13 protein-coding genes and 1 pseudogene are annotated in these 13,802 nt (G+C 66.8%); 12 read left to right on the forward strand and 2 right to left on the reverse strand.

Annotated features, from left to right (window positions below):
* The first annotated feature begins 4 nt into the window (after positions 1-4).
* The 7 genes and pseudogenes from L6D89_RS03650 to L6D89_RS03685 all read left to right on the forward strand — a co-directional run bounded on the left by L6D89_RS03650 (position 5) and on the right by L6D89_RS03685 (position 4,623).
* Complete coding sequence (locus tag L6D89_RS03650) at positions 5-583, forward strand: NAD(P)H-dependent oxidoreductase (RefSeq protein WP_236198772.1); 579 nt, start codon at positions 5-7, stop codon at positions 581-583.
* 65 nt (positions 584-648) lie between these two features.
* The gene (locus L6D89_RS03655; RefSeq protein ID WP_236198773.1) at positions 649-1,029 is read left to right on the forward strand and encodes a MerR family transcriptional regulator; all 381 of its coding nucleotides are present in this window, start codon (positions 649-651) and stop codon (positions 1,027-1,029) included.
* 84 nt (positions 1,030-1,113) lie between these two features.
* The gene (locus L6D89_RS03660; protein WP_236170669.1) at positions 1,114-1,458 is read left to right on the forward strand and encodes a cupin domain-containing protein; all 345 of its coding nucleotides are present in this window, start codon (positions 1,114-1,116) and stop codon (positions 1,456-1,458) included.
* 219 nt (positions 1,459-1,677) lie between these two features.
* Complete coding sequence (locus L6D89_RS03665; RefSeq protein ID WP_236198774.1) at positions 1,678-2,772, forward strand: NAD(P)-dependent alcohol dehydrogenase; 1,095 nt, start codon at positions 1,678-1,680, stop codon at positions 2,770-2,772.
* A gap of 288 nt (positions 2,773-3,060) precedes the next feature.
* Positions 3,061-3,243 (forward strand): annotated as a pseudogene (locus L6D89_RS03675) (hypothetical protein); the annotation flags it as partial.
* A 150-nt stretch (positions 3,244-3,393) separates the two neighbouring features.
* The gene (locus L6D89_RS03680) at positions 3,394-3,879 is read left to right on the forward strand and encodes a DUF2165 family protein (protein ID WP_236170667.1); all 486 of its coding nucleotides are present in this window, start codon (positions 3,394-3,396) and stop codon (positions 3,877-3,879) included.
* A gap of 27 nt (positions 3,880-3,906) precedes the next feature.
* A complete protein-coding gene (locus tag L6D89_RS03685; RefSeq protein WP_236198775.1) occupies positions 3,907-4,623 on the forward strand; it encodes an SDR family oxidoreductase in 717 nt (238 codons plus the stop codon).
* A 123-nt stretch (positions 4,624-4,746) separates the two neighbouring features.
* Here the strand turns inward: L6D89_RS03685 and L6D89_RS03690 are convergent, their stop codons facing one another.
* Positions 4,747-5,490 (reverse strand): class I SAM-dependent DNA methyltransferase, encoded by a 744-nt coding sequence (locus L6D89_RS03690; protein WP_236198864.1) that lies wholly within the window; start codon positions 5,488-5,490, stop codon positions 4,747-4,749.
* A 619-nt stretch (positions 5,491-6,109) separates the two neighbouring features.
* Here L6D89_RS03690 and L6D89_RS03695 point away from each other — a divergent pair.
* Positions 6,110-7,495 carry an APC family permease gene (locus tag L6D89_RS03695; RefSeq protein WP_236198776.1) on the forward strand — a complete coding sequence of 462 codons (1,386 nt, stop codon included), beginning with the start codon at positions 6,110-6,112 and terminating at the stop codon, positions 7,493-7,495.
* Positions 7,496-7,677: 182 nt separating this feature from the next.
* Here the strand turns inward: L6D89_RS03695 and L6D89_RS03700 are convergent, their stop codons facing one another.
* A complete protein-coding gene (locus L6D89_RS03700; RefSeq protein ID WP_236170664.1) occupies positions 7,678-8,580 on the reverse strand; it encodes a LysR substrate-binding domain-containing protein in 903 nt (300 codons plus the stop codon).
* 158 nt (positions 8,581-8,738) lie between these two features.
* Here L6D89_RS03700 and L6D89_RS03705 point away from each other — a divergent pair, with 158 nt between their 5' ends.
* The 4 genes from L6D89_RS03705 (at position 8,739) to L6D89_RS03720 (ending at position 13,407) form a co-directional block, all read left to right on the forward strand.
* Complete coding sequence (locus tag L6D89_RS03705; protein ID WP_236198777.1) at positions 8,739-10,037, forward strand: NAD(P)/FAD-dependent oxidoreductase; 1,299 nt, start codon at positions 8,739-8,741, stop codon at positions 10,035-10,037.
* A gap of 67 nt (positions 10,038-10,104) precedes the next feature.
* Positions 10,105-11,196 (forward strand): polyamine ABC transporter substrate-binding protein, encoded by a 1,092-nt coding sequence (locus L6D89_RS03710; RefSeq protein WP_236198778.1) that lies wholly within the window; start codon positions 10,105-10,107, stop codon positions 11,194-11,196.
* A complete protein-coding gene (locus L6D89_RS03715) occupies positions 11,193-12,461 on the forward strand; it encodes an NAD(P)/FAD-dependent oxidoreductase (protein ID WP_236198779.1) in 1,269 nt (422 codons plus the stop codon). The genes L6D89_RS03710 and L6D89_RS03715 overlap by 4 nt, the downstream gene beginning before the upstream one ends.
* 46 nt (positions 12,462-12,507) lie before the next feature.
* Complete coding sequence (locus L6D89_RS03720; RefSeq protein ID WP_236170660.1) at positions 12,508-13,407, forward strand: DMT family transporter; 900 nt, start codon at positions 12,508-12,510, stop codon at positions 13,405-13,407.
* Positions 13,408-13,802: the final 395 nt, after the last annotated feature.

Below are 13,802 nucleotides of genomic sequence, written 5' to 3' on the forward strand. Positions count from 1 at the left end.
CACCATGCGACAAAAACGGATTCTGCTGATCCTCGGGCACCCCAGCGGCGACAGCTTCTGTGCCGCCCTCGCCGAACGCTACCGCGAGGCGGCCAGCGGAGCCGGGCATGAGGTGAGGTTATTGTGCCTGGGCGAGCTGGCCTTCGACCCACTGTTGCGCCACGGCTACAACGGCGCGCAAGCGCTGGAGCCGGACCTGCTCCAGGCGCAGCAGGCGATTGCCTGGGCCGATCACCTGACCCTGGTGTTCCCTGTCTGGTGGGGCGGGGTACCCGCGTTGCTCAAGGGCTTTCTCGACCGGGTGTTACTGCCCGGTTTTGCCTTCCGTTATCGGAAGGGCTCGCCCTTCCCGGAAAAACTGCTAAAGGGCCGCACCGCGCACCTGCTGGTGACCATGGACACGCCGCCCTGGTACTTCCGCTGGTTCCAGCGCATGCCGGCGCTGCAGCAGATGCGCAGGGCTACCCTGGAATTCTGCGGCATCCGGCCGACCCAGACGCTCATGCTCGGTCCGCTCCTCCACTCACCGCCACAGCGGCGCGAGAGCTGGCTGCGACAAGTACAGGCGCTCGCCGCCGGATGAATCGCGGGCTGGGTTTTTCCCCGCCACTGCAGCATCCTTGCCGCGGTCTGCAGGGAGTGGCTCACATGTATATCGGGAAGGTCGCCGAGCTGTCCGGCACCACGGTCAAGTGCATTCGTCATTACGAGGACATCGGCCTGCTGCCCACGCCGCAGCGGCTGGGCAAGTACCGTGTCTACACGCAGGAGGCGGTCGAGCTGCTGCTGTTCATCAAGTGCGCCCAGCAGTTGGGATTCCGCCTCAGGGAGATGCAGGAAATCTTCCAGCGCGGCGATGAGCTTTCGCGCGCGGAGCTGGTGCGCCAGGCGATTGCCGCGAAGAAGGAGGAGCTGAGCTGTCGCATCGAGGAACTGCAGCGCCATTACAACGGCCTGGAAGACTTCGAGCAGAGCCTGCTGGGCCCCACCGCTCTCTGCGACCTGCAGCGTCTGCCGGCGGTGGGCTGACGCCCCTCTGTCGCCTCGATTCGAGCAGCCCATGCCAGGGTCTTTACTGGCTCAGAGAGACTCTCGATCAGCGAGGCCGGTGTGATGAACAGCGAAGAGGTGGTGCCCGAGACCCGGGGTGTGACGGTGGAGTTGCTGTCCGCGGTCGACCTTGGTCCGGAGATCGAAGGCATGGCGGGCCGCCAGTTGCGGATGCGCCGGGTGACCATCGAGCCTGGCGGCGTCTTCGGGCCAGTGCATGACCACGTGGACCGACCTGGCACGGTGTTCATCCTGCAGGGCAGCATCACCGACCATCGCAACGGCGTCGCCACGGATTACGGACCAGGCCTCGGCTGGCCCGAAGACCACACCACCACGCACTGGCTGGAGAATCGCGGCAGCGTGACGGCCGTGGAAATCTCGGTTGATATCGTCCGGCATCGCTGAGTGCCACCTCGTAGCTGCGCTCCGTGGTGTCGGCCAGCCTGCGCAGGGCGCCGAGCGGTTGGTTGCCGCTGATTTCGCTCCTGCACTGCCGGGTGGCTGCCCGCAGCGACAAGCCCTTCCCGACGATGACTCGCCCGGGCTTTCCCCCTGCTTGATATGCATCAACGGGATTTCACAGCGGCCAAGCACACTGGACCTTCCAAGCAAGGAGAAAGAACGATGGCAATGATGAAAGCGGCGATCTTCGTGGAGCCGGGTCGAATCGAACTGGCGGACAAACCCATTCCGGAGATAGGCCCCAACGACGCGCTGATCCGCATTACCACGACCACCATCTGTGGTACTGACGTGCACATCCTCAAGGGTGAATACCCGGTCGCCAGGGGGCTGACCGTTGGCCATGAGCCTGTTGGCGTCATCGAGAAACTCGGCAGTGCGGTCAAGGGCTACCGCGAAGGCCAGCGGGTCATCGCCGGGGCGATCTGCCCGAATTTCAATTCCTATGCCGCGCAGGATGGCGTGCCTTCGCAGGATGGCAGTTACCTGATCGAGAGTGGCCGCTGCGCCTGCCACGGCTACAAGGCCACCGCCGGCTGGCGCTTCGGCAACCTGATCGACGGCACCCAGGCTGAATACGTGCTGGTGCCGGACGCCGAAGGCAACCTCGCACCGATCCCGGACAGCCTCACCGACGAGCAGGTGCTGATGTGCCCCGACATCATGTCGACCGGCTTCAAGGGCGCCGAGAACGCCAATATCCGCATCGGCGATACCGTGGTCATCTTCGCCCAGGGGCCGATCGGCCTGTGCGCCACCGCCGGTGCCCGCCTGCTCGGCGCCTCGACCATCATCGCGGTGGACGGCAATGAGCACCGGCTGGGCATCTCCCGCAGCATGGGCGCCGATGTCACGCTGGACTTCACGAAGTGCGACGTGGTGGAAGAGGTGATGAAGCTCACCGGCGGGCGCGGCGCCGATTCGTCCATCGAATGCCTGGGCCTGCCGAGTACCTTCGAGCAGGCGATGAAAGTGCTCAAGCCGGGCGGGACCTTGTCGAGCCTGGGCGTGTACTCCAAGGATGTGCAGATACCGCTTTCCGCCTTCGCGGCCGGCCTGGGTGACCACCGCATCAATACCGCCCTGTGCCCCGGCGGCAAGGAACGCATGCGCCGGCTGATGAGCATCATCGAGTCGAACCGTGCCGACTTCGGCTCGCTGGTGACGCACCACTACGCACTCGATGACATCGTCAGCGCCTATGACCTGTTCGCCCATCAGCGCGACGGTGTACTGAAGATCGCCATCAAGCCGTGAGGCAGGGCAGGGAATGATCTTGCGTCTCCGGAGGAAGGTCATTCCCTGCAGCGTTCGCCCACTTGCGCAGGGCAGGGCAAGTCCAGCATTGCTGAGAACGATTGTCATGTTTAACAAGACTGGACGTTCATGGACAGCGGGCGGGCATTCGAACGGGATGTCGAGCGGCTTTACCTTGCCCACCACGGCTGGCTGAAGGGCTGGCTGCGCCGCCGCCCGGGCGAACACGCCGATGCCTAGGACCTGGCGCAGGACACCTCCGTGCGCAGCCGCAACCTGGCCTGGGTGCAGTCCGGCTACGCCATCTACAGCGGCCGCGTGGGCTAGCGCATCGACGATCACCGGAGCCTTGCGCTGAACGGCAACAACCTGTTCGACAAGAAGTACTACCAGAGCGTCGGCGCCGTTTCCTGGGGCAAATTCTACGGTGAGCCGCGCAACTTCATGGTCACCCTGCAGGGGGCGTTCTGAGCGCGGCGCGTTTCGGGAAGCAGTTTCCGCTTCTGCTGTGTGTTGACCTCAACCTAGGTTGAGGTCCTAGAGTCCGTCCGGGCCTGTCTGCCGCCGCTGTTTCCGGCGGCGGGCGGGCGCATTCGGAACATGACCGCACAAGGACCCGGTATGGACACCCACGCTTCACTGATGATTTTCCAGGCCATCTGTTTCCTCGGTTTCAGCCTCTGGCTGAGCATTGCGCTGATCAACAATCTGCACGCCTTCTCCAGTTCGGTCGCGGCGGTCGGCGCGACCATGGCGATGGCGCCGCTGCGCCAGCCACCGGTGATCGACTTCCCCTTGCTCGCGCGCGCACTGTCCTCGCCGACGCTGCATCGCCTGGTGCTGGTCGTCATTGTCCTGCTGCAGGCCATGGCAGCGCTCGCGGCCTGGGCCGGCTGCTACGAGCTGCTGCTGGGCGGCGACCCCGACGCGGCGCGCGCCTGGCTGAACCTGGCGCTGAGCGCGGCGCTGGCCTTCCTCTTCGGCATGCTGCTGGGCGGGCTCTGGTTCGGTTACTGGATTCGCCAGGAAGGGCTGCAGCTGACGCACCTGGTGCTGGTCATCTGGGTGTTGCTGAACTTCCTCGTCCTCAACCTTCGCTGGGATTGACGCGCCATGAATGCAGGGAGACAAGCGATGAACATGCTGATCGTGGGAGCGGGCAGGGGGCTGGGACGGGCCCTGCTCGAAGGGCTTGGCCGTCCGGGGGATACGCTGATCGGCGTGTCGCGGCGGCGGCCGCAGTCCCTGGCGATGGCGCCGGGCGTCGATCTGCAGTGGATCGAAGCGGACCTCGCCCAGCCGGCTCCGGCGGTGGCGCAGATCGCGGCGCAGACGCCTGCCGCACTCGATGTGCTGATCTGCAACGTCGGTATCTGGGAGGAGCACGCCTTCAGCGAGCAGTACGCGTTCCTCGAGGACAGCGACGCGTCCATCGGCACGCTGGTCGAGGTCAACATCACGGCCACCTTGCTGCTGCTCAAGCACCTGGTCCCGCGCTTGCTTGGCTCGGTGCGGCCGCAACTGATCCTCACCGGCTCGACCTCGGCGCTGCGCCAGAGCGGCCGTCCGGAAGTGGCATTCGGCGCCAGCAAGTTCGCCCTCAATGGCATGGCCGATGCGCTGCGTGAAAGCTTCCGCGATGAGCGCCTGGCGGTGACCGTGCTGCAACTGGGCAACCTGAACACCGACGACCTGCTTTCCACGCCGCTCGACGATGCGGCGGCGCGTGGGGAAGGGCAACTGATCCCGCTGCACGACGTGGTTACCCTGGTCGATGCGCTGCTGCGCTTGTCCAGCGCCTCGTTCGTGCGCGAGCTGACGTTGCCTGCCATCGCCGACGCGCGCTTCTGAGCGCGACCAGGCTGCCCCGGCGCGGCCGCGGCGACCGCTCGAGCGAAACGGGCCGCATGGTAACCCGAGCGTCCTGTCAGGTCGGCGCCAGTGCCGCCGGCCCGGCGCCGTCGCCCAGTGCGCTCAGCGCTTCACGCAGACGAACAGGGCATTGCCCGAGCTGCCGGTCCAGGGCGTGATCCGCTGGTAGTCATGCTCGAAAATCTGCACCTCGAAGCGTGGCTCCAGCAGGCGCTGCAGCTCGACGAAGCTCAGGGCGACCATCGCGTGTTCGTCCTGCCAGGCCTGGGTCTCGCCAGCCGTGGTCTTCTCGATGCTCAGGCGCAGTGCCTGCTGCTCGCCCGTGCCGCTGTAGTACCAGCCCGAGCCGAAGGTGAACTGGCTGCCCTGGTGTTGCACCGAGTGGCGCACGAAGGAGCTGTTGTCGATCAGCCCCTTGTCCACGCTGTTGAAGCAGAACACACCGCCGTCGGCGAGTGCATCGTGCACGCTCGCCAGGCATGCCTGCAGCTGTTCCACGCCAGGGTTGTAGTGGATCGAGTAGAGGAAGCAGGTGATCAGGTCCAGCGGTTCCTCGACACCGAAGCTCGCCATGTCCTGCCGGCTGAAGTGCGCCTCCGGGCAGCGCTGGCGGGCGATGTCCAGCATTGGCTGATTGATGTCCAGGCCGGCGCTTTGATAGCCGAAGTCGAGGAAGTGGCGCACGTGCGGCCCGGTCCCGCAGGCCAGGTCCAGGTGCCGCCGTCCCGGGTTGCCGAACAACTGGTGCAGACGGCGCACACAGTGACTCTGCGCCTGGTAGTCGATGTCGGCGCACATCAGGTCGTAGTAGGAGGACAGGTCGGTGTACAGCGCGTTGGAGGACATAGGCAGCCAGACAGAGGTTCGCCGGAGGTTGAGGCGCGGCATGGTACATCAGCCCAGGTGGTTTTCCGCTGAAATCGGACTGGCGCACAGGCTCCCCAAGGGCGCATCGAGCGCTGCGCCGGTACGCTCGGATGCAAGCCCGCGCAGCCACTCTCGACAGCTAAGCGGGGCCGGCAGTGCGCCGTGCAGGGCCATTTTTTTCTTTGGCCGCGAAGATATTTTTACTAATTTTCCTCGGCGTCGAGCTGAAGCACCATGCGCCCCCATTCGAACAACAACGTCCTTCGAGGCGGCCCAGCAGGAGTGCCCAGGTGCAAGCGTTCAACGAGTGGCGGCAGTGTTTTGCAGCGCAGGTTTTCTTCGGTGACGCCATGAACGGCGGCCTTCGGGTCGCCGCGTGGGAGGGTGCGCTCTTCGCGCAACGCCTCCCTGCTCCTGCGGCCACGCCAGCGTGGCGGGCCGTCCCGATCGAGCTCCGCTGAATTCCCCCGACAGCGGCTGCCCGACACTTCGCCCCGGCTGAAAGCTCCGGGCATCCGACCGCTGCGCAGGAAGCCTCGACCGGCATCACGCCGTTCCAGTCCAACGAGCCCAGAGGCTCGCAGTCCAAGAGTCAGCCATGAAAAAAACAACAAGCGTGTCCGATACCTCCTTGCCTGCCCATCAACCCCATGAGCCGTCCGCGTCCTCACGGTCCTTCCGCAAATCGCTGGGCATCCCGGCGCTGGTGCTGTTCGGCCTGGCCTACATGGTTCCGCTGGCGGTCTTCACCACCTACGGCCTGGTCACCCGCATGAGCAAGGGCCACCTGCCGGCGGCTTACCTGTTCACCCTCGCGGCCATGCTGCTGACCGCCTACAGCTATGGGCGCATGGTGCAGGCACACCCGTTTTCGGGCTCCGTCTACAGCTACACACGCAAGACCTTCGGCGCCGCTTTCGGCTTCATGGCGGGCTGGACGCTGCTGCTGGACTACATCTTCCTGCCACTGCTGAGCTACCTGCTGATCGGCATCTACATGACCGACTACTTCCCTTCGGTCCCGCTGTCGGTGTGGATCCTCGGCTCCATTGCGCTGGTGACCCTGCTCAACCTCGTCGGCATCGAATCGATCACCCGGGTCAACTGGGTGCTGATCGTCGCGCAGATGGTGTTCGTGGTGGTGTTCATCGCCCTCTCGCTCAGCCACCTGGGCGCCCAGCCGGAGCCGGTGGCACTGGTCCAGCCCTTCTATGACGAGCATTTCAGCCTGCCGCTGGTGATGTCCGGCGCGGCGGTGCTGTGCCTGTCGTTCCTCGGCTTCGATGCCGTGTCGACCATGGCCGAGGAAACCCCGGAGCCGCGTCGGCAGATTCCCGCGGCGATCATGCTGGTGACCCTGATCGGCGGCCTGCTGTTCATCGTCATGGCCTACTTCGGCCAGCTGGTGTTCCCCGAGTGGCAGGCGCTCACCGATGCCGATTCCGCGTCGCTCGATGTGCTGCGCCGCATCGGCGGCGAGTGGCTGGTGACCTTCTTCACCGCGACCTATGTGGCGGGGTGCTTCGCCTCGGCAATGGTGTCCCAGGCGAGCGTCTCCCGCGTGCTCTTCGCCATGGGCCGCGACGGCGCGCTGCCCCGCGTGTTCGGCAAGCTGGTGACGAAGAAGCGCGTGCCGGCCACCGCGATCATGCTGATCAGCCTGCTCTCGCTGATCGCGCTGTTCGTCACCCTGGATACCGTCGCCAACATGATCAGTTTCGGCGCGCTGTTCGCCTTCTCCGCGGTGAATCTGGCGGTGATCAAGCACTACCTGGTCGATGAGCGCCTGCGCGGCCGCGGCAACTACCTGCGCTACGGCGCGCTGCCGGCGGTGGGTTTCCTCAGCACCATCTGGCTCTGGTCGAGCCTGTCGGGGATGTCCTTCATGATCGGCTTCGCCTGGATGTGCCTGGGCTTCGTCTGCCTGGCCAGCGCGACGCGGATGTTCCAGCAGAAGCTGCCGGACCTCAACATGGCCGAGTGATCGCAGGCCGCGAGGGGTTCCCGCGCCGGGCGCGGGAACCCCTCGTCGTCAGTAGGTGCCGTGCAAGGTCGGCATCACATTGCGTGGCTCACCTGGGACGTTCGAGCCCCAGGGGATTCCGACGCCGGGCGCCTGCAAGGGGCGGCGAGCGTGGCGGATCCGGCACTGCGAGGGACCGCCGATCAGAGCTCCAGCCGCTGCTCCTCGAACCAGTCGAGCACCGCCTGGCAGGCCGGGTGGGCGGCGCCGCTGTCGCGCAGCCACAGGGCGTAGCGGCCGCCGGTTTTCAGCGCTTCGCCGAAAGGCACGATGAGGTCGCCGCGCTGCAGGGCGTCGTGGGCCAGCAGGCGGTCGGTCATCGCCACGCCCAGGCCACGGGTGGCGGCGTCCAGCGCCAGGTCATCGAGGTTGAACAGCATGTGCTTGAACTGCGTGGGTGGTGGCGCGGCCTGGGCGCGCAGCCACTGCGGCCATTCCAGGCCGCCGCTGGAGGCGTGGATCAGCGGGTGCCGGGCCAGCTCCTCCAGTGAGCGCGGCGGTTCCTGGCCGTCGTCCAGGCGCGGGGCGCACACTGGGATCAGGTATTCGTCGTACAGCGGCGTCAGTGCGCGGCCCTGCGGGTCGCTGCCGCTGGGCAGGTAGAGCACGTAGGCGTCGCAGTCGCCGCCATCGTCCACCACTTCGCCGCCCACCGTCTCGATGGACAGGCACAGCTCCGGGTGTCGCGAATAGAAGGAGCTCAGGCGCGGCAACAGCCAGCGTACCGCCAGCGAGACGAAGATGCGGATGCGGAAGGGCCGCTCCGCCGAGGCCGGGGCCAGGCGTTCCTCCAGGCGCAGCAGTTGCTGCAGCATGCCCTCGGCCACCGTGTACACCTCGCGGCCGGCGTCGGTCAGCGCCACCTTGCGGCTGGTGCGGTCGAACAGCGGTACGCGGTAGTACTCCTCGAGTTGCTGAACCTGGCGGCTGATGGCGCTCTGGGTCAGGTGCAACTGTTGTGCGGCCGCTGTGAAGCTGCCGGACTCGGCGACCTGCACCAGGGCCTGCAGCGCCTGCAGGGAGGGAACGCGCAGCAGTCTGTCCATCGGGCTTCCCTCTGCAATCTATGCGTTTTGCGAATACAAGGATGAAAAATGAGCGTTGGTGCGTCCAGCGCTACTGCCCGTAGATTCTGGCCATGACGCGCCATCGGGGAAATCGCTTGGATACGCCCGGCGCATGGATTGTGAAGGAGTGCCGGGCAATGAACAATCACTGCGGCTGGATCGCCCTGGCGGGCGAGTTGCCCGCACGGCCGACGCTGAGCGGCACCCAGCAAGCGGACTGGCTGATCATCGGCGGCGGCATCACCGGGCTGTCCGCCGCCCACACGCTGGCAGCGCGTTTTCCGCAGCAGCGCGTGGTGTTGCTGGAGCGTCAGCGCATCGCCCAGGGGGCCTCCGCGCGCAACTCCGGCTTCGTCGTCGCCCACGAGCTGCCGGCGGCCAGCGAACGCCTCGGGCAACCCGGCCATGCCGCCTACCAGGTGGCCTCGCGCATCGGCATCGCGGCTGCGCAGGAGGTTCGCCAGCGCATCGCCGAACTGGCCATCGACTGCGAGCTGTACAACGACGGCTACCACTTCGCCGCGCACCGCGCCGAGCACCTGGGTGATGTCGACGGCATCCTCGCCACGCTGGCCTCGGTCGGCGCCAACGCGCGCTACTACGAAGGGGCAGCGCTGGAGCAACGGCTCGGCAGCGCCTTCTACGCGCGGGCCATTCACTGCACCGGCGGCAACGCGTTGCTGCAACCGGCGCGTTATGTGAAGGGCCTGGCCGAGAGCCTGCCGGCATCGGTGGAAGTCTTCGAGCAGAGCGGTGTGACCGACCTGCGCCGCACGGGCCAGGGCTGGGCCGCGCGTACCGCCCAGGGCGAAGTCCATGCGCCACAGGTGCTGGTCTGCCTGGGCGCTTTCATCGCCCGCGCCGGCCTGCACGACAGCGGTGCCTTCCCGCTGGAACTCAGTGCCAGCATCACCCGCCCGCTGGATGAGCCACGCTGGCAGTCGCTGTTCGGCGAGCGCCAATGGGGCGTGCTTGCGCCATTGCCCGGCGGCGGCACCGTGCGCCTGCTGCCAGGGCGTCGGCTGCTGATCCGCAACACCGTCGAGTACCGCCATCGCGACCTCGACAACAACGCGCTGGCCGAGCGTCGCCGCCGTCATCTGGTCGGCTTGCAGAAGCGCTTCCCCGGCATCGTCGACGCCGACATTGCCTACAGCTGGACCGGCCACCTGAGCGGCACGCGCTCCGGCGAGCCGTATTTCGCCCGTGTCGATCAGGGCCTGCATGCCGTGGCCGGCTGCAACGGCTCGGGCGTGGCGCGCGGCACCCTGTGGGGCCGCCTGCTGGTGGAGATGGCGATGGGGGACAGCTCGCCGGTGCTGGCCGATGTGCTGGCGCAGGCCACCCCAGGCTACCTGCCGCCCAGCCCGTTCTTCGATATCGGCGCTTCGCTGCGCATGGCCTGGGAAGTGCGCCGCGCCCGCGCGGAGGCCTGATCCAGCGCTTTACCCACGCATGACCATCCATATCGACCATCTCCAAAAACAAAAAACCGAGGGCAGCATGATCAACCGTCCCATGACCCTGGCAGGCCTGGCCCTGTCGCTGTTGGCTGGCACCACCCAGGCGGCGCCGACCGTCACCATCGCCAACTGGAGCAGCTACATCGCCGACGACACCCTGGCGAACTTCACGAAGCAGACCGGCATCCAGACCACCTACGACCTGGTGGACAGCAACGAGACCACCGAAGCCAAGCTGATGACCGGCGCCAGCGGCTACGACCTGGCCAGCCCGTCCAACCACTTCCTGCCGCGGCTGATCAAGGCCGGCGCCATCCAGGAGCTGGACAAGAGCAAGCTGCCCAACTGGAACAACCTCGATCCCAAGCTGATGAAGATCCTCGAGGTCAGCGATCCGGGTAACCGCTACGCCATTCCCTACCTCTGGGTGACCGTGGGCATCGGCTACAACGAGGACAAGATCAAGGCCATCTTCGGCAACACCGACGTCACCCGCAGCTGGCAGCTGCTGTTCGATCCGAAGAACGCGGAGAAGCTCGCCCAGTGCGGTATCGCAGTGATCGACAACGCCACCCAGATGGTGCCCATCACCCTCAAGGTGCTCGGCCGCGACCCGGCCAGCCAGAACCCGGACGACTTCAAGGCGGCCGAGGCGGCGCTGCAGGCGATCCGCCCGTCGATCCGCTACTTCCACCAGTCCAAGTACGTCAGCGACCTGGCCAACGGCAACATCTGCGTCGCCATCGGTTTCAGCGGCGACGTGCTGCAGGCCATGACCACTGCCCAGCAGGCCGGCAACGGCGTGAAGATCGGCTACAGCCTGCCGCGCGAAGGCAGCACCATCGCAGTGGACACCGTGGTGATTCCCAAGGGCGCGCCACACCTGGACAGCGCCTACGCCTACATGAACTACCTGCTGCAGCCCGAGGTGATCGCCAATATCACTAACGCCGTGCAGTACCCCAACGGCAACGCCGCCGCGAGCCAGTATGTGAAGCCGGAACTGCGCGCCAACCCGGCCGTCTATCCGCCGCAGGAAGTGCTCGACACCCTGTTCCCGATCAAGACCCTGTCGCCCTCCGGGATGCGCATGAGCACCCGCCTGTGGACCCGAGTGATGAGCGGCAAATGACCCAGCCCAACGACCTGCGCCGCCACGCCCTGGTGGTCGGCGCCGGCGTGGTCGGCCTGGCCACCGCGCTGCAACTGCAACGCCGCGACTTCCGCGTGACCCTGCTGGACCGCAATCCGCCGGGCCTGGCCACCTCGTTCGGCAATGCCTGCACCTTCGCCACCTATTCGGTGGAGCCGGTGGCCACGCCCGGCATCTGGCGCAAGGCGCCGGGCATGCTGCTGCGCCCGGACAGCCCGCTGGCGATCCGCCCGGCCTACCTGCCGCGTATCGCGCCGTGGCTGCTGCGGTTCCTGGCGGCTTCGCGGCGTGATCGCGTCGAGGCCATCGGCCACGATCTCAATACCCTGCTGCGACCGTGCATGGAGGCGTGGCAGGGGTTGTTCGATGCGGCCGGCGCCAATGACCTGATCCGCCACGATGGCGCGCTGTACATCTTCGAGCAGCACGAACGCGGCGACGCCCAGGCCATGGTGGATTACCACCGGCGCTTCGAGGTGCCGATCCGCTTCGTCGACGGCGGTGAATTACGCGAGCTGGAACCGGCGCTCAATGCCCGGGCGAGCTGCGCCGTGGAGCTGCCGGGGGTGAGCCGCACGCTCGACCCGTATGCGCTGAGCCTGCGCCTGTTCGAGCGCTTCCAGGCCATGGGCGGCGAATTCCGCCGTGGCGAGTTGCTGGGCATCGAACCGGCCGGGCAGGGCAGGGACGCGGTGCAGGCGCAACTGGCGAGCGGCGAGCGGCTGGCCGCCGACCGCGTGGCGCTGTGCACCGGCGCCTGGTCGCGGACCCTGGTGGAGCAGTTGGGCGATGCCGTGCCGCAGGACACCGAACGTGGTTACCACGTGCTCTTCGGCCATGCCGGCGAGGTGCTCAATCGCCCGGTGTGCTGGGGTGCTGGCGGCTTCTACATGACGCCCATGGCCCAGGGCCTGCGCGTCGCCGGCACGGTGGAGTTCGCCGGGCTGGAGGCGCTGCCGAGCCCGGCACGCTACCGCTACCTGACCCGTGGCGCTCGACGTTTCCTGCGCTTGCAGCACGAGCCGGTCTCGCAATGGATGGGCTTCCGCTCCTCGGTGCCGGACAGCATGCCGGTGCTCGGTCCGTCGCGACGCCTGCCGCAGGTGTTCTACAACTTCGGCCACGGCCACATCGGCCTGACCCTCGCCGCCATCACCGGCCAGCTGCTCGCCGAACAAGCCAGCGACCTGGTCACCAGCGTGCCGGTGTTGCCCTTCCTCGCCAACCGCTTCAGCTCGCGCTGAAGCCTTGACGGCGCATCCACCCACCCACGAAACAGGAGAACACGACATGCCCCAGCTGACCCTCGTCGCCCCACGCAGCCATGCCATGCGCAGCGTGGGCCTGATGCTGATGTCGATGTTCTGCTTCGCCGTGGTGGATGCGCTGGCCAAGGTGGTGGCGCTGAAATACCCGGCCAACGAGGTGACCTTCTTCCGCATGGCCTTCGGCGTGCTGCCGGCGTTCCTGCTCTGCCTGCGCGGCCGACCGCTGGCTGAGCGCTGGCGGCAGCTGGACGTGCGCGGGCAGAGCATCCGCGCGGTGACGCTGCTGGGTTCCTCGGCGCTGTTCTTCGCCGGGTTGCCCTACGTGCCGCTGAGCGAAGCCATCTCCATCGCCTATTCCGAGGCGCTGCTGGTGATCGTGCTGGCGCCGCTGCTGCTGGGGGAGCGCCTGCTGCCGCGCAACGCCCTGGCGGCGGTGCTGGGCTTCATCGGTGTGCTGATGGTGGTCAAGCCGGACAACGCCGAGGCCAGCCTGCTCGGGCCGGGCCTGCTGGTGGCCAGCGCGTTCTTCGGCGCGTTGTCGATGATCCAGATTCGTCGCATCCGCGCGACCGACGACTCCACCACCACGGTGCTGTATTTCACCGTGCTCGGCACGCTGGTCACCGGCGCCACGCTGCCGTTTTCCTGGAGCACGCCGAGCCTGCCGGACCTTGGCTTCATGCTCGCGCTCGGGCTGCTCGCGACCCTCGGGCAACTGCTCTTCACCATCGCCGTGCGCCGTGCCCACGCCGCCACGCTGGCGCCGTACACCTACACCAGCATCATATGGGCAAGCCTGCTGGGCTACCTGATCTGGGGCGAGGTGCTCAGCCTGCTGTCGCTGGTCGGCATCGTGCTGATCGTCGGCAGCGCGGTGGTCGTGGCGGTACTGGAACAGCCGCCGGAAGGCTCGGTGGTCTGACTTTTCAGCAACGAACACACTCCGTAGCGTCCGGCGCCATGGCTTCAGGTGCCGCGAATCCTGTCCGCAATCCTGGGTGAGCCGGGTGCGAGGGTGGGCCAATCGCGGACAGAGTCCGCTCCTACGCGAGGGCATGCCGTTGGTGTTTTCCGCAGGGTCGGCAGATATCGCGGGCAAGGCCCTCTCCTGCAAAGGCGTCAGGCTTCGTAGGAGCGGACTCCGTCCGCGATTGGCATCGCCCGGCAGAGGACTACCGGAAACTGCAGGGGCGCCTGGCACGAGGGCGATGCCGCGACTACCGGTCAGAATCCGGCCTGTCGGTCTGGTACCATGCCGCGCCGGTATGCCATGTGACGCGCGAATACGCCGCGCTGGGCGATGCCGGCTTCTTCCGT

The sequence above is a fragment of the Pseudomonas pseudonitroreducens genome (assembly GCF_021603645.1).
GTDB classification, from domain to species: domain Bacteria; phylum Pseudomonadota; class Gammaproteobacteria; order Pseudomonadales; family Pseudomonadaceae; genus Pseudomonas; species Pseudomonas pseudonitroreducens.